This is a genomic window from Pseudoalteromonas sp. K222D (assembly GCF_017653575.1).
Lineage (GTDB): Bacteria > Pseudomonadota > Gammaproteobacteria > Enterobacterales > Alteromonadaceae > Pseudoalteromonas > Pseudoalteromonas nigrifaciens.
This window is the reverse complement of sequence record NZ_JAGGDL010000036.1, coordinates 1-16,276: the sequence shown is the minus strand read 5'-3', so window position 1 is coordinate 16,276 and position 16,276 is coordinate 1. Positions and strand designations below refer to the sequence as shown.

Here is a 16,276-nt window from a genome sequence, read left to right as displayed (position 1 = left end):
GTATGTCGACTTTGTTTGATCATCCAGATCACTCATTGTATTCCAATGGGATGACCTTTTTACGTTGTCCTATGGTGCAAAATATTACCGCGATTGACGCTGATGTAGTAGTGCTTGGTTTACCATTTGATATGGCGACCTCGGGCCGCCCAGGTGCACGTTTAGGCCCAGACGCGATTCGTCGTGCATCGGTGCATTTAGCGTGGGAAGGCACTAAGTATCCATGGACGTTTCCATTATTTGAGCATTTAAAAGTGGCCGATGCTGGAGACTTTACTTATCCGGTAGGCGACGCTGAGTATTTTACGGCGCAGCTTGAACAAGCCGCGAGTAAAATATTAAGCCAAGGTAAAACCTTGTTAGGGCTAGGTGGCGATCATTTTGTGACTTTACCATTGCTACGTGCGCATGAAAAACAACATGGCAAAATGGCTTTGGTGCACTTTGATGCCCACACAGATACTTACAGTAATGGCTCACGCTACGACCACGGTACCATGTTTTATCATGCACCAATGGAAGGGTTAATTGATTTAGAGCACAGTATTCAAATTGGTATTCGCACCGACTTTGATCAAAGCAAGCATGGGTTTGCAGTGATTGATGCCATGCAAGCCAACGATTTATCGGCAAACGATATTGCTGCGCAAATAATTGCGCGAGTAGGTGATTTACCGGTTTATTTAACCTTTGATATTGATTGCCTTGATCCTGCGTTTGCACCTGGTACAGGCACTCCTGTGTGTGGTGGTTTAACATCAGACAAAGTACTTAAAATATTACGTGCTTTAAAAGGCATTAATATGGTAGGTATGGATGTAGTAGAAGTATCGCCAGCGTATGATCAAAGTGAAGTAACCGCCATTGCTGCAGCAACCATTGCGCATGAGCTTTTGCACTTATGGGCATATAAAAATAAGTATTAAACTAAAGAAAATACTAATGAATAGGGCACCCTTAAAACGTGCCCTATTTTTTTGCGCCCCATAAAAGTAGTATAATTTTTTAGTCGTGTTTATTTAATACCGTTATGCAGTAATTTGGTGTTATTTAACCTGAATTTAGGTTATTTACATATCATTCTATTATAAGCTCGTCAGGCTCAGTCTATACTGAGCTTAATTATCCACTTATAAAAACTAAAATAGGATACCTTTTTTATGCTTCAGGCTGTTGTTTTAGGAGGGCTAGAATTTAGTCCTTTGGTTGTTTATTTTCCCATAGCATTTTTATTAACAGCGCTGAGTCGTTTTATTTTGCACCGTTTAGATTGGCACGATCGCATTTGGCGGGTTGCCTGGTTTGAGGTGTCTTTATTTGTATGTTACTTAGCATTAACCGTATATTTATTAAGTGGAAGAATAATTTAATGGCCAAATATTTACGTATTTTAATTACTGTACTGGTTATTTTTATGGCCGTATTTGCAGGGCGTTGGGTATGGAATGATTACATGCATACACCATGGACCCGCGATGGTCGCATTAGAGCCAATATAGTTACGGTAGCGCCAGATGTGTCTGGTTGGGTAACTGATTTAAACATGATTGACGGGCAAAGTGTAAAGCAAGGGGATCTGCTTTTTAGTGTTGATGCTAAGCGTTATCAGGCAGCGCTAGAGCGCAGTAAAGCCAGTACCGAAAATGCATTATATACCTGGGAGCTTGCTAAGCATAAATACGAGCGTCGAATAGCATTAAACAGCCAACAAGCAATTAGTGAAGAAAGTTTAGAAGCAACGCGAATTAATACAAAAATAGCAAAAGCAAACTATGAACTCGCTAAAACAGAACAAGCAGTAGCGCAGTTAAACCTTGATAGAACCCAAGTTGTTGCACCTGTGTCGGGTTACATAATTAACTTAGATTTACGCCAAGGCAATTATGTTGCTCAAGGCGTGTCGGTATTTGCCATTGTACAAGCAGACTCTTTTTATGTAACCGGCTACTTTGAAGAAACCAAAATCCCTCTTATTCATTTAAAGCAACACGCAAATGTAGCTTTGTTAAGTGGTGGTAAACCTTTAACTGGTCAGGTAATGAGTATAGGTAAAGCAATTGCTAATACTAATACGCAAAGTAATGGCCAGCGTTTACCACAAGTTCAGCAAACCTTTAACTGGGTACGCTTATCGCAGCGCATACCGGTGGATATTAAATTAGACGCGTTTCCTGCAGATACTCAGCTTAGTGCCGGAATGACCGCAACTATTCGACTTGTTGAGCGCTAATGGAGGCTGTGCTGCGTAACCTATTTTTACCTAAAAAGCAGGCTGTTATTTTTGCACTAAAAGGCGTAATTGCTATGGCAATGGCGCTTACAGTTGCTTTGTTTCTTAATTTAGATCGCCCTTACTGGGCTTTAGTTTCAGCGGTGTTTTTACAAATACGCCCAGAGAGTGGCTTAGTGGCCGAAAAAGCTCTGTGCCAAATAGTAGGCACTGTTATAGGCGGCTTGTTTGGCATATTACTATTAACGCAGCTCATATCTTACCCTTACTTAGCACTGGGCATACTGGGGTTGTGGTTGGGTATTAACTCAACGTTATCGGCTTTAGTTAGGCAAACAAATTTTATTTATGGGTTTGCTATGGCGGCGGTTACCGCCGAAATTATAGTGTTACTGGTAATAGCAAGCCCTACCACCGTAAGTAGCCAAGCTGTATTTAGTATTGCCCAATCGCGTATGAGCGAAATTATAATTGGCTCAATTTGCGCCGGCATTGTGAGCCATTTATTTTGGCCAGTAAAAGTGAAGAATGGGCTGCAAATTCAGGCAAAGTCATTAATAAACCAAACCCTTAATTACCTAGTTACTGAGCTAAACATACAAGGCTCGCACGAAGAACGACACCAGCAAATAGATGGCATTTTGGCAACCTTAGGCGCAGTTAACGAAGATTCTAGCGCGGTGCGTTACGAAGGCCCTAAAGGTCCTGGGCGCGCTCGTGCAGCAAATCAACTGTCGCAAAAAGTATTATCTTTACTGGCGTTAATTCAAATATTTGGCCGTTTACAACGTAGCCATACAAAACTGATGAGCCCGCTACTGACTCAATTATTTACTCAGCTCAAACAGGTTTTAGCAAATATAGCGCAAGCAAACAGTGTTGATGATTGCATAGAACAAGTAAAAAACTTGCGCCGAGAGTTAACCGAATATCGTGCGAATAACAGCAGTGAGCTGCCCTTTGAATCGCATATGCTCAATGTTAGTGTTGATATAGCCACAGAGTTAACAGTGTTGCTGCGTGCTTATCGCGCCCTTGAAGAGCGCGATACAAGGCTGCTAAATGCACCTAGCACAGTAACTTACCGTGATCCGTTAGCGGCAATAATTGTTGGGTTTCGCACCGTTATGGTGTTTTTTATTGGCGCGTGTATTTGGGTAAGCACAGGATCGCCGGCAGCAATAATGATTATGATTTTACCGGTGATATTTTCAATTATGTTAGCGCGTTTTCCACTCATTGTTTTGCGTGTGGTGTTAAAGCGGATAATGATTGGAGTTGTGGTTGCTAGTTTTGTCAGTATTTTTTATGCACTTAACTTATTAGCCTACAGTGGTGGGCAATTAGAAATACTCATATTGGTATTAGCTGGCCCTTACTTTATTGGTTTATTACTACTTGCCGATAGAGAAACCCTGCCTTACGGATTAGGCTTTTGTATACCGTTTTCTATTTTGGTGAGCCCAAGTACCGATATGAGCCGAGCATTTTCAATTGATTATACGCTGAGTGCGGCAATGGCTATTTTTACTGGGGTAGCTATTTTATTTTGGGTTTTTCATTTAATTACAGGGCCAAGCGCCCAGTTATTAGTGCATAGAATTTTTAAAGCAACCCATCAAGACCTGCTCGATATTAATAAACACAGTGCGCCTATTGTTTGGTATAACCAGCGGATGGCCGACCGATTATTACGACTCACTCATTACGACCAATGTTCGCAGTCTCGCGCTATTACTGACTTGGCATTAACCGCATTAAATTTAGGCCACGCAGCAGTGCGATTACGCTCTGTGTGCGAAAACGTAGCAGGTAAAGATCTAAAATATTTTACACTGTGGCAGCATGCTCTTGCCGATGCATTTTTGCTGGCAAGTAAAGGTCAAGTTGATCAGCGGTTTAAACATGCATGCGACGCGTTATATCAAGAGTTAGTGTGTATATTAGGAGAGTCGCAGCAGGTTGAGGCAATACAAGGAATGTTTATGCGGATTAACTTAACCTTTGAGCGCAGCGCCAATAGTATTAAGACCCCAAACTCACTACTTTAGCTATTTTTCGAGTTCAGAAGTAGGTATGAGATCTGCTATACTGTGCGCATCATTTTATGGGGCTGTTATGATTTCAAAAAACCAACTCAAACTTATTCGCCAACTTGGCCAAAAAAAGTACCGCAAGCAATTTAATCAATACCTTGTACAAGGTGAAAAAAACGTACTTGAGTTATTAAACAGCCCATTAAAGGCGGTTGATATATTTGCTACCGAGGCATTTATAAATACCTATCAAGCACAGTATCTGGGTATTAATTTTATTTGCGCCGAGGAAGAGCTGCTAACAAAAGCAAGTACGCTGGTTAGTAACAATGCCGCCATTGCTATTGTAAATATGCCACAAGCAGCACAACTACAAACCAGTGGCTTAATATTAGCACTTGATGGTGTATCTGATCCGGGCAATTTAGGCACTATTATTAGAGTTGCTGATTGGTACGGTATTAAACATATTGTAACCAGTACAGATAGCGCCGATGCATACAACCCTAAAACAATTAGCGCCACTATGGGCTCGTTTGTAAGAGTGTCGGTAAGCCAAGTCGATTTACCTGCGCATTTAGCCACATTAAAATTACCAATTTATGGTGCCTTTTTAGACGGGGAAAATGTGCACAACACCCAATTTACAGGTTCAGGCGTGTTATTAATGGGCAGTGAGTCGCACGGTATACGCGAAGCGTGTGCCAAATTAGTAACTGATAAAATAACCATACCGGCTTTTGGTCAGGCTGAGTCGCTAAATGTGGCTATGGCAACCGGTATTATTTTAGATAACTTTAAACGCCAAGCTTAAAACTAAAGCAAGGTGAATGTTTATAACCAATAATATTCGGTAATAACAAAAAGATGCGCTTAAGCACTATAAAATTGGCAGGCTTTAAATCGTTTGTAGAGCCAACTAAAATTCCATTTCCTGATCAAATGACCTGTGTTGTAGGCCCTAATGGCTGTGGCAAGTCTAATGTTATTGATGCAGTGCGCTGGGTGCTTGGCGAAAGCTCGGCTAAAAACTTACGTGGCGACGCCATGGCCGATGTCATTTTTAATGGCTCAACTAATCGTAAAGCTATTTCGCAGGCCTCGGTAGAGCTTACTTTTGATAACGACAAAGGCGACTTTCCTAATACCTTTGCCGATCGTAATCAAATTGCTATAAAGCGTTTAGTTACCCGCGATGGTCAGTCGTTGTATTTTTTAAATGGCAGTAAATGCCGCAAACGCGATATTACCGATATATTTTTGGGCACAGGCCTTGGCCCACGTAGTTACGCCATTATTGAGCAAGGCATGATCTCGCGCTTAATAGAGAGTAAACCGCAAGAGCTTAGGGTGTTTTTAGAAGAAGCCGCCGGGGTATCTAAATACAAAGAGCGCCGCCGCGAAACGCAAACTCGAATAAAAAGCACCCGTGAAAACTTAGAGCGCTTACTCGATGTACGCAAAGAGTTACAAAGTCAACTTACTAAGTTAGCGGTGCAGTCGGTTGATGCTAAAAAATACCGCGAGTTAAAAGCGCAAGAGCGAACGTTAAAAGGGCAAATTGCCGTTTTAAAATGGCAAAAACTACACCAACAACAACTCGAAAAAAGCCAACAAATAAATAAATTAAATGAGCAAGTTACGTTTTTTAAAACGGCTCATTCTGGTCACGACGACGTACTTGCAAGCTTAGAAACCCAAGTACAAGCCTCGCAAGAAAGCGTAAGTGATGCGCAACAGCAACAACATGTAATACACACTGAGCTTACGCGATCTGAGCAACAACAAATAAGCATAAAGCAACAAATTCAAACGCTTAAACAAAATCAGATTAAACTACAGCAGCGCCAAACGCATAGTTTAGAGCTTAAAACGCAGCAGCAAACAGTGTGCGAACAACTAGAACACGCTTTGCAGCAGGCAATAGAAAACAACTTAATGCGCAACGAGCAAGTAAGTGAGTTAAGCCAAGAGCTTGAGAGTGCTTTAGAGCTAAAGCAGCAACATACTGAGGATTGGCAATCGCTTAGCGAGCAACTGCAGCAACTTAATAATAAGTTGCAGATGCAAGCAAATAATATTGAGCAAACTCAGCAGCAAAGCAAACACGTTAATGAACAAAGTGAGCAGTTAAATAAGCAAATTACACACCTAAAAAGTAGCGATGTTGAACAGCAGTTAGTTTCTCAAAAACAACAAAGGCAAGTGCTTACTCAAGAGTTAGCAACTAAGCAAACGGCGCACAGTAAAGGCCAAATGCTGCTTTTAGAGCAAAGTTCGCAGTTAAACAATGCCGAGCAGCAATATCAGCAACTTAGCCAGCAAGCTAACGAGCTAAAAGCCAGTATCGCAGGACTAAGCAGTACATTAGGGCTAGATAATGAGAGCGAGCACCACAACACCTTATTTAACCAATTAAAGGTTAAAGACGGGTTTGAGCACTGTATTGAACAAGCACTTAAATCGCTTGAGCATTTAAATGTAAGTGAGCAGTCGGCAAATAATAGTGTGTGGCATAACGAATCAACAAAAAGCAATCAGGCAAATGTAAAAAATAGCTTAGCGGCATTTATAACTCAGGGGGTTTACCCTGAAGTATTGAGCCGTATTGCTTATAGTAAAAGCGGCGAACTTAAAGCATTAGAGGATGATTTTTATATTGCCGTAATGGATGAAACCGCCGCTTTGCATGGTCGGAACTGGCATATAAGCTCAGATCGAAATGCTGAAAACTCATTACTGGTAAAGCACAAGCAATTGCAGCTTAAAACAGCGCAGCTAAAAAATGTAGAGGGTGAGTTACAACTCGCAGCCCAAGTGCTTGAGCAGCAAAAAGCACTGCAAAGTGAGCTTAGTACGCAGCAAAGTGAACTTAAAGAAACCATACATCAGCTGGCTCAAAATATTGCCGTAGCGAGTACGCGCAACGATATGTTAAAAGAGCAAGTAGCGCAGTACCAGCAGCAATTGCAACAGTACCAAACGCAACAACAGCAATTAGTTATGCAGTTAGCACAAATAAAAGGGGTGCTTAAAGATCAAACAGTGCAGTTTGAAACACTTAAGCAGCAACAGTTAAGTTTAAGCAGTGATCTTGCTACTGCAAATAACAAGCGCACCCACAGTGATACAAATTATAGCCAAGTATTAGCTAGGCTTGAGCAATATAAAACGCAAGCCCATCAAGCAACGCTTGCAGAGCAACAGTCACGTAGCGAGTGGCAATTAAGCCAAGCTAAACTAAGCCATGCAGAGCAAGCGCATTTAAGTGCAGAGCAGGGTGCAAAAGAATTACACGATCAATTAACCCAGCTGCTAATACCCGAGCAAGAACTACTTGAAAAAATAGCCCAGTTACTTAAACAGCATGCGCAAGGCGAGAAAAACTTAAACACATTACAAAATAAATTAAACCAAGCAAAAGAGAGCTTAAGCACGAAACAAGCTAGTCTTAAAAGTTCACAAGGTGAGCTGGTGGCGCTACAAGAGCAGCATCAAAAATTAAGCATAGAAGAGCAAAGTTTATTAATAAAAGCACAGTTGGCGCTTGAACCGCTAGAAGAGTTAAAGCAAAACCTAAAGCAGGTGCTTGATGAGTTACCAGAAACACTCATTATAAGCACAGCGCAAAATAAACTCGCAGATATTGTTAATCAGTTGGAGCGCTTAGGCGCGGTAAATTTAGCTGCTATTGATGAGTTTGATCAAGCCAAAGCGCGCAGCGAATATCTTGATAATCAATTAGATGACTTAACAAAAGCGCTGAGTACCCTAGAAGGGGCTATTCGTAAAATTGATATAGAAACCAAAACTCGCTTTAAAGCGACCTTTGATCAAGTTAACCAAGACTTTGCAAAGCTATTTCCAAAGGTTTTTGGTGGTGGAAGTGCTTATTTAGAATTAACCAGTGACGATTTACTCGAAAGTGGTGTTAGTATAATGGCACGACCACCAGGTAAAAAAAATTCAACAATTCATTTGTTAAGTGGTGGAGAAAAAGCGCTGAGCGCATTATCATTAGTGTTTTCTATATTCAGGCTCAATCCAGCTCCATTCTGTATGCTGGATGAAGTAGATGCGCCGCTAGATGATGCCAACGTGGTACGTTTTTGCCGTTTGGTTGAAGAAATGTCACAATCGGTGCAGTTTATTTATATTAGTCATAATAAAATTGCGATGGAAATGGCTGGTAGATTAACAGGTGTTACCATGGCTGAGCCAGGTGTGTCGCGCGTAGTGGCTGTAGATATTGAACAAGCTGTGCAACTTGCACACGCATAGTTAAATTAAACGTATTAGGTTTTAACTAATACACAGGTTTAGGCATATAAAATAAAAAAGGTGAGGGGATGGCCGAAGAATTAAGATGGGTTTTAATCGTGATCAGTGTATTTGTCATAGGTGGCTTATTAGTACACGGTTTATGGTCAGTGCGAAAAAAAGACAACCCAGAAATACCTGCTAACGAGCGGGTCGAACCACAACACACAGCTCACTCTCATTCGCCAAGTGCAGAGCCCGCACAGAGCGTTGCCTTTGAGCAAGAAGAACCACAATTTGGTGAACTAAATTTTGATGCCAACGAGCCGCAAATAGATACTAGCGTGCCAGAAGTGCCAATTGAAGATGACCTTAGTGTAATTGAGCCAGAGCATGACCTTGAGCCAAGCGAAGAGCCTGCAGAGGTTTCAGACTTTGTGATTGTGCATATTCAAATGCCAGATGGAATGAGCATGCAAGGCAGTAAATTATTGCCCGCGGTAAACACCTTAGGGTTTAAATACTCAGAGGAAGGCTTTTTTAATCGTCATTTAGATCCAGCAGGCCAAGGCCCGGTATTATTTAGACTAGTAAATATGTATAACCCAGGTACCTTCGATATTGATAATATGGAACAATTTAGTACCGCAGGCGTTAGCTTATTTATGACCTTACCGTGTGAAGGTGATGGCTTAGCAGCATTTAATATGCTGCACAGTGCAGCTAAAAAGCTTAGCGACGAATTTGGTGCGCAAATTTTAGATGCGCAGCGTGAAGAAATGACCGTAGATCGCGTTCGTCAATATGTTGAACAGATACGTGCATTTTCTGCGTAATTAACGCAATAGGTTAAATTTTTATAAGCCACTGGGCGTTGACTCGTCAAAGTGGCTTTTTTTATGTTTTTTGAGGTCAAAATGGCAAGCAGCATTAGTGAGCAAATAAACCATCTTCGTAGTACGCTTGAACAGCACAGTTACAATTATTATGTACTTGATACCCCCAGTATTCCTGATGCTGAATACGACCGTTTATTACAACAACTCAGCGCACTAGAAACTCAGCACCCAGAATTAATAACTGCCGACTCACCAACCCAAAAAGTGGGCGGTGCTGCGCTAAGTAAATTTGAGCAAGTAGCGCACCAAGTGCCTATGTTATCGCTTGATAACGCCTTTAGCGAAGATGAATTTATTGCCTTTAATCGCCGTATAAAAGAGCGTTTAATGAGTACCGAAGAGCTTACTTTTTGTTGTGAGCCAAAACTAGATGGCTTAGCTGTGTCGATTATTTATCGTGATGGCGTACTAGTGCAAGCCGCGACCCGAGGTGATGGGTTGACGGGAGAAAATGTAACTCAAAACGTTAAAACAATTCGTAATGTGCCACTTAAATTACGAGGTAGCGATTATCCTGCTGAACTAGAAGTGCGCGGCGAAGTGTTTATGGATAATGCAGGCTTTGAAAAGTTTAACATTGAAGCTGAAAAACGTGGTGAAAAAGTATTTGTAAACCCACGCAACGCCGCCGCAGGTAGCCTGCGCCAGCTTGACTCTAAAATTACGGCTAAACGCCCACTGATGTTTTATGCCTACAGCACAGGTCTTGTAGCCGACGGTAGCATTGCAGAGGATCATTATCAGCAATTAGAAAAGTTGACTGATTGGGGGTTACCACTTTGCCCTGAAACAAAATTAGTAGAAGGCCCACAAGCTGCACTGGCTTATTATACTGATATTTTAACGCGCCGTGGCGAGCTTAAATATGAAATAGATGGCGTGGTAATAAAAATAAATCAAAAAGCCTTACAAGAGCGTTTAGGCTTTGTAGCACGCGCTCCGCGTTGGGCTATTGCCTATAAGTTTCCGGCCCAAGAAGAAATAACCAAATTACTCGATGTAGAGTTTCAGGTGGGGCGTACGGGAGCAATTACACCGGTTGCACGCTTAGAGCCGGTATTTGTTGGTGGTGTTACTGTATCAAACGCTACCTTGCACAATGGCGATGAAATAGCGCGCTTAGGCGTAAAAGTGGGTGACACGGTAATTATTCGCCGTGCAGGGGACGTAATTCCACAAATAACGCAAGTAGTACTTGAGCGCCGCCCTGATGATGCCCGCGATATTGAGTTTCCGGTAACTTGCCCAATTTGTGACTCCCATGTAGAAAAAGTAGAAGGTGAAGCCGTAGCGCGTTGTACTGGTGGTTTAGTGTGCCCGGCGCAACGTAAACAAGCGATTAAACACTTTGCTTCGCGCAAAGCACTCGATATTGACGGCCTTGGCGATAAAATTGTTGATCAACTCGTCGACAGAGAGCTGATTAAAACCCCTGCAGATTTGTTTATTTTAAAGCAAGGACATTTTGAATCGCTTGAGCGTATGGGGCCAAAGTCGGCTAAAAATTTGGTTACTGCGCTTCAAGACGCTAAAGCAACAACTTTGGCTAAGTTTTTATACTCATTGGGTATTCGTGAAGCAGGTGAGGCAACCACACAAAATTTAGCTAATCATTTCTTAACCCTTGAAAACGTAATAAATGCCAGCATTGATAGTTTAACTCAAGTAAGTGATGTGGGCGAAATAGTAGCAACCCATGTACGTAGCTTTTTTGCCGAACAGCATAATTTAGATGTTGTAAATGCGCTGGTAGAGCAAGGTATTAATTGGCCTGAACTTACTCCACCTTCAGCGCAAGAGCAGCCATTAGCTGGCCTTGTTTATGTGCTTACCGGTACCTTAAACACATTAAACCGTAATGACGCCAAAGCACGTTTGCAGCAGCTCGGTGCTAAAGTGTCGGGTAGTGTGTCGGCTAAAACCGATGCGTTAGTAGCAGGCGAAAAGGCCGGATCTAAACTAACTAAGGCACAAGAGCTCGGTGTAGATATTCTTACCGAAGATGATTTAATTACATTATTTGAGAAGCATAATGGCTAATATTTTAAATTTATTAAACTCAATTCTAGTTAATACTAGCCAATGGCTACATGGATATTTATACAATCTATCTATGCTGATAATGGTGTGCTTAGTATCCTTGTATGCAAACGATATTATAAAGCTAACCAAAGGGCTGGTTGCACGTCGTCATTTTATAGTAAGAGTGCTGTGCTTTGTATTGATCACCGCCTTTGGATTTGGTTTTGTGGTTGTGTGGCTTAGCCCGCTACTGATTAAGGCGTTATTGTTTTTTGGCACTAAGTGGTTAGGTGTTACCTTGTTAGCAGCATTTTTTATATTGGGCACTATTGCCGATAGGAAAAATCAATTATGAGCCGCTATGGCCCAGAGTACTGGGATAAGTACGGCAGTTACCGTACACCCATCGCCTTTCATTTAAGTGTGCTGGTATTGTTACGAGCTTACTTTATTTGGATAGTGGCAGGGTTAAGCCGACGCCCAGAATTGGATTTGATGTCGATATTTTTTAAATCTAAAAACGATTTTTTTATTGCTATTGCCATTGGCGCTATAGCCATAGTACCAATTATTTTATTTTGTTTGCGTCGACCCCGCGAGTCTCATAAAAGTAGTGAACGCTTAGCTAAGATTTGGCGTTATATGCGCTGGCCTCTTATTTTGTGTGCGGTAATAGACTTAACTTGGTTAAGTATTCAAGCAGCTCATAGCTATTATCATTTTTCGTTATTTTTAGCGATTCAAATGGTGGTTGTATTATGGGTGCTGTGGTACTTAGCTAAAAGTCGTTATTTAACAGTGTTTTTTAATGATTGGCCTGAGCCTACCGAAAAATCCGCAGCAGAAAAACGCCTTAATAAGGATTAAAAGTGGACGCTATAAATAAAAAAATAGCGGTGGTGGTGCTGTTTATAGGTGTGGCGCTTAGTGTGCTAATGCTAACTACAAAGCTTACAGAGCAGCCTTGGTTTATATTTTTATTTGTCTTATGGGTATTTGTTTTTTGCTCTTGTTGTTACCGATTAACCCCACTGTTTAAAACACGAAACCAAGTTAATGATTTTATTAAGCGCGATGCAAAACATTTAGTATTGTTTAGCTTAGCGGGATTTTTTGATAAAAAATCTGGCCCGCAGTGGTTAGCAATTAAAAATATTAAGCACCTTTCAACCCGCAATAATGAACTGCTAGTACACAGCTACCAGCAAACGCAATTTAGTATTAGTTTACCTGCGTCAAAAGTAGAGCTAGATGCTTTTTTACAGCAGATACTGACTAATTCAGAAAGACGAAGTATTACATTTGATTAAGTTGATCTTAAGCAAATGTAATAACGTAATAATTAACCAATAAAGCTAAATACGATTATAGCTAACCAAGCATTTAAAGAGGCTGTTATGTTGAAGTGGAATGATGTTATTAATTTTGCCAATAATGGCAATCCAACGCCGCCGAAAAAGGTTATTAAAACCGACGCTCAGTGGCAAGAGTTATTATCTGAAGATACCTATTACGTTACTCGTAAAAAAGGCACTGAGCGACCGCACAGCTCCGGTAGCTGCACATTGTTAGAGCCAGGCAAGTATGTATGTATATGTTGCGATAACTTATTGTTTGACGCAGATGAAAAGTTTGATAGCGGTACGGGTTGGCCTTCGTTTACAAAACCCGCAACAATAGAAGCTGTTGCCTATATTAGTGATAACACTCATGGGATGCAGCGTATTGAAGCAGTATGTAATGTGTGCGATGCGCACTTAGGTCATGTGTTTCCTGATGGCCCATTACCGACTGGCCTGCGATACTGCGTTAATGCCGCGTCAATGAAAAAGCTTTAACGCGTTTAGTCGGCTTGAATATCTAGCTGCATATCTTTTGCTTTATGCAAAATTTTATTTAAACGCTGCGCCTGATCTGCAGGTAGTTTAGCTTTGCTCAGTAAGGCGTAGCATTTTTTAGCAAGCCCCATATTAAACGAATCACCCCCTTGTTGTTTGGTCGAATCAAACAAACATTGCAATAAGTTAAGTGCGATACTCTGATTACGAGGCATTACCCTAAATGCTTGAGTAAACGCTTCTAGCGCCGTATTTAATTGCCCTCTATTAAATTGATTCACAGCATGGTTGTTTAACTCTTTAGCCCCCATTTTAATATCACGACGCTCGCTTTGCTGTTGTTGAATATAACGTAAATAGGTTGTGTCGCTTACACTTGGATGACGCTGACAATGCGTAATTATTTGGCCAAATAAATTTTGGGCTTTTTGATGAAAGCCTAGTTCGTGAAATGCTTTTGCTTTATCGAGTGCGCCGTCTACAGAGCGAATTTGTGTATCATCTTCATCAAGCTGCTCTATTAGTCGCTTAGCTTTTTGGTGTTCATCTTTTAAGTAGTGTAGGCGTGCGTTTAATACATCGATTTGCGCCTGGTTTACATTATTAGGAAACTGCTTTTTTAAATCATTAATATATTGATTAGTTTGGCGAGAAATTCGTTGTATTTGATCCGTTTGATCTGTGGTTAGCGCAAAGTCGATACCGGCACGCGCCGCATTTAAATAAATATCTGGGCTATCGTGAATTGAGTATTTTGCATAGCTTGCAATATCTTTTTGGGTTAAATAGCTCTTTTCATAATCGTGATTAATTAACGATACATTACTCAAAGACTTTTGACGCATAATATTAAGAGGAGCAATATCCGCAGCCTGACTTAAAAACTCTTGTGCGAGCTCAAATTGATTAAGTTTTATTTCTAAACGACCTAATAAATCAAGCGCGATTAAACGAGTTTCGTTGCGCTCTAACATGGTTTTAAGCATGCGCTGGGCTAAAATATGTTCATTATTTTCTATCAGTGCTTCTACTAAACCTACTTTAGCCCATGCAAATTTTTGGATATCGAGTACCGACTTAAAAAAGTCTTTGGCCTCTTGGTTACGATTAAGGCGTAGTAGGGCATCACCTTTTAATCGCAGTAAAATAGGGCTGTAGTTGTTGTTTTTATTTAATGCTGCACTTATGTACTTAAGTGCTTTGGAATCATTACCGTCATCAATAAAATTGTAAACTGTTTGTAAATCACGTTTACGTTTTAAAATACGCTCTATACGTATTTTAAGCTCTTGTGCTGTAAATGGTTTAACCAAAAAATCATCGGGTTGTAATTCAAGAACACTATGTACAAGCGAGCCACTTGTTTCTGCAGAAATAAAAATAAACCCAGTGGAGCTTTTAATTAACTGCTTTATTCGCAATTCCTCATAAAGCTGATAACCATCTTGATGCTTATTTAGATTGAATGAGCATACAATTAAATCAAATTGCTCGTTTATACACTGCTCTTTTGCCGAGTTAGCATGATCTGCAAATCGTAACTGTCCAAAGCCAAGCTTTTCTAGCGATTGTTTCATATAGCTTTGGGCGAGCGGTTGCTCCTCCACTATAAGTATTTTGGCTGTTGAATAGATCTTTGTTGGCATTTGGCTTAACAGTGATTACGTGTAACACAGACTATAATCAACAGTTTAGCTGCTTACAAGGGAATTTAGGTTATTACTCAACTTTATTAAGTACTTAATATGCATTCATAGGCTTATATGTGGTGGGTAATACTTAGCTTGATACCTGCGACCCTTGCCATTCGTTATAAAGGGCGGCGATGCTCTTTTTCTTTCAACTGAGCTAATTGCCCAAAAGGACATATATATTATTTTAGTATTTAATGGAGATATTAAGAAGTGTTTATATGTGGTGGGTGATACTGGACTTGATGCCAGCGACCCTCGCCATTCGTTATAAAGGGCGGCGATGCTCTTTTTCTTTCAACTGAGCTAATTGCCCAAAAGGATTTATATATTATTTAAGTATTTGATGGAGATATTACGAGATACTAAGAAGTGTTTATATGTGGTGGGTAATACTTAGCTTGATACCTGCGACCCTCGCCATTCGTTATAAAGGGCGGCGATGCTCTTTTTTTTCAACTGAGCTAATTACCCAAAAGGACTTTTATATTATTTTAGTATTTAATGGAGATATTAAGAAATGTTTATATGTGGTGGGTGATACTGGACTTGATGCCAGCGACCCTTGCCATTCGTTCTAAAGGGCGGCGATGCTCTTTTTCTTTCAACTGAGCTAATTGCCCAAAAGGATTTATATATTATTTAAGTATTTGATGGAGATATTACGAGATACTAAGAAGTGTTTATATGTGGTGGGTGATACTTAGCTTGATACCTGCGACCCTTGCCATTCGTTATAAAGGGCGGCGATGCTCTTTTTCTTTCAACTGAGCTAATTTCCCAAAAGGACTTTTATATTATTTTAGTATTTTATGGAGATATTACGAGATACTAAGAAGTGTTTATATGTGGTGGGTGATACTGGACTTGAACCAGTGACCCTCGCCATTCGTTATAAAGGGCGGCGATGCTCTTTTTCTTTCAACTGAGCTAATTGCCCAAAAGGACATATATATTATTTAAGTATTTGATGGAGATATTAAGAAGTGTTTATATGTGGTGGGTGATACTGGACTTGAACCAGTGACCCTCGCCTTGTAAGGGCGATGCTCTCCCAACTGAGCTAATCACCCACATATAAATTAAAACGCTACTATTAAAATAAATAGTACTGGACTTTAACCAGTGAACTTCGCCGTTGCTTATTAGTAGCGGAGATGCTCTCTTTTTCTAACTGAGCTAATTACTCATATAGAAATTTAGATGTGAACACTTATAAAAAGTGGTGGGTGATACTGGACTTGAACCAGTGACCCTCGCCTTGTAAGGGCGATGCTCTCCCAACTGAGCTAATCACCCA

13 protein-coding genes and 5 tRNA genes are annotated in these 16,276 nt (G+C 40.7%); 12 read left to right on the top strand and 6 right to left on the bottom strand.

The window, feature by feature from the left end; genetic code table 11:
* Positions 1–2: 2 nt before the first annotated feature.
* The 12 genes from speB to msrB all read left to right on the top strand — a co-directional run bounded on the left by speB (position 3) and on the right by msrB (position 13,285).
* Entirely contained in the window at positions 3–926 is a 924-nt protein-coding gene (gene speB, locus J5X91_RS14715; RefSeq protein WP_011327762.1) for an agmatinase, read from the top strand.
* Between the two features lie 234 nt (positions 927–1,160).
* The gene (locus tag J5X91_RS14710) at positions 1,161–1,370 is read left to right on the top strand and encodes a DUF1656 domain-containing protein (protein WP_011327763.1); all 210 of its coding nucleotides are present in this window, start codon (positions 1,161–1,163) and stop codon (positions 1,368–1,370) included.
* Positions 1,370–2,230, top strand: coding sequence for an HlyD family secretion protein (locus J5X91_RS14705; protein ID WP_208835117.1), 861 nt, complete (start codon positions 1,370–1,372; stop codon positions 2,228–2,230). The genes J5X91_RS14710 and J5X91_RS14705 overlap by 1 nt, the downstream gene beginning before the upstream one ends.
* A complete protein-coding gene (locus tag J5X91_RS14700; RefSeq protein ID WP_208835116.1) occupies positions 2,230–4,281 on the top strand; it encodes an FUSC family protein in 2,052 nt (683 codons plus the stop codon). Before J5X91_RS14705 ends, J5X91_RS14700 begins: the two co-directional genes overlap by 1 nt.
* 67 nt (positions 4,282–4,348) lie before the next feature.
* Entirely contained in the window at positions 4,349–5,080 is a 732-nt protein-coding gene (locus tag J5X91_RS14695) for an RNA methyltransferase (protein ID WP_041454384.1), read from the top strand.
* A 53-nt stretch (positions 5,081–5,133) separates the two neighbouring features.
* Positions 5,134–8,547 (top strand): chromosome segregation protein SMC, encoded by a 3,414-nt coding sequence (gene smc / locus J5X91_RS14690; RefSeq protein ID WP_208835115.1) that lies wholly within the window; start codon positions 5,134–5,136, stop codon positions 8,545–8,547.
* Positions 8,548–8,615: 68 nt separating this feature from the next.
* Positions 8,616–9,362, top strand: a complete 747-nt coding sequence (zipA, locus tag J5X91_RS14685; RefSeq protein WP_208835114.1) for a cell division protein ZipA — start codon at positions 8,616–8,618, stop codon at positions 9,360–9,362.
* A gap of 81 nt (positions 9,363–9,443) precedes the next feature.
* Entirely contained in the window at positions 9,444–11,465 is a 2,022-nt protein-coding gene (gene ligA / locus J5X91_RS14680) for an NAD-dependent DNA ligase LigA (protein WP_086998006.1), read from the top strand.
* Positions 11,458–11,802, top strand: coding sequence for a DUF3392 domain-containing protein (locus J5X91_RS14675; protein WP_086997991.1), 345 nt, complete (start codon positions 11,458–11,460; stop codon positions 11,800–11,802). Before ligA ends, J5X91_RS14675 begins: the two co-directional genes overlap by 8 nt.
* Positions 11,799–12,314, top strand: a complete 516-nt coding sequence (locus tag J5X91_RS14670; protein ID WP_086997994.1) for a DUF2919 domain-containing protein — start codon at positions 11,799–11,801, stop codon at positions 12,312–12,314. Before J5X91_RS14675 ends, J5X91_RS14670 begins: the two co-directional genes overlap by 4 nt.
* A 2-nt stretch (positions 12,315–12,316) precedes the next feature.
* Complete coding sequence (locus J5X91_RS14665; RefSeq protein ID WP_011327772.1) at positions 12,317–12,757, top strand: hypothetical protein; 441 nt, start codon at positions 12,317–12,319, stop codon at positions 12,755–12,757.
* 87 nt (positions 12,758–12,844) lie between these two features.
* A complete protein-coding gene (gene msrB / locus J5X91_RS14660; protein ID WP_086997997.1) occupies positions 12,845–13,285 on the top strand; it encodes a peptide-methionine (R)-S-oxide reductase MsrB in 441 nt (146 codons plus the stop codon).
* Between the two features lie 5 nt (positions 13,286–13,290).
* Here msrB and J5X91_RS14655 read toward each other — a convergent pair whose 3' ends face one another.
* The 6 genes from J5X91_RS14655 to J5X91_RS14630 all read right to left on the bottom strand — a co-directional run bounded on the left by J5X91_RS14655 (position 13,291) and on the right by J5X91_RS14630 (position 16,275).
* A complete protein-coding gene (locus J5X91_RS14655; RefSeq protein ID WP_208835113.1) occupies positions 13,291–14,931 on the bottom strand; it encodes a tetratricopeptide repeat-containing response regulator in 1,641 nt (546 codons plus the stop codon).
* A gap of 269 nt (positions 14,932–15,200) precedes the next feature.
* Positions 15,201–15,292, bottom strand: a tRNA-OTHER gene (locus tag J5X91_RS14650).
* 67 nt (positions 15,293–15,359) lie between these two features.
* Positions 15,360–15,450 (bottom strand) — tRNA-OTHER (locus J5X91_RS14645).
* 375 nt (positions 15,451–15,825) lie between these two features.
* Positions 15,826–15,916 (bottom strand) — tRNA-OTHER (locus tag J5X91_RS14640).
* A gap of 57 nt (positions 15,917–15,973) precedes the next feature.
* Positions 15,974–16,049, bottom strand: a tRNA-Val gene (locus J5X91_RS14635).
* A gap of 150 nt (positions 16,050–16,199) precedes the next feature.
* Positions 16,200–16,275 (bottom strand) — tRNA-Val (locus tag J5X91_RS14630).
* Position 16,276: the final 1 nt, after the last annotated feature.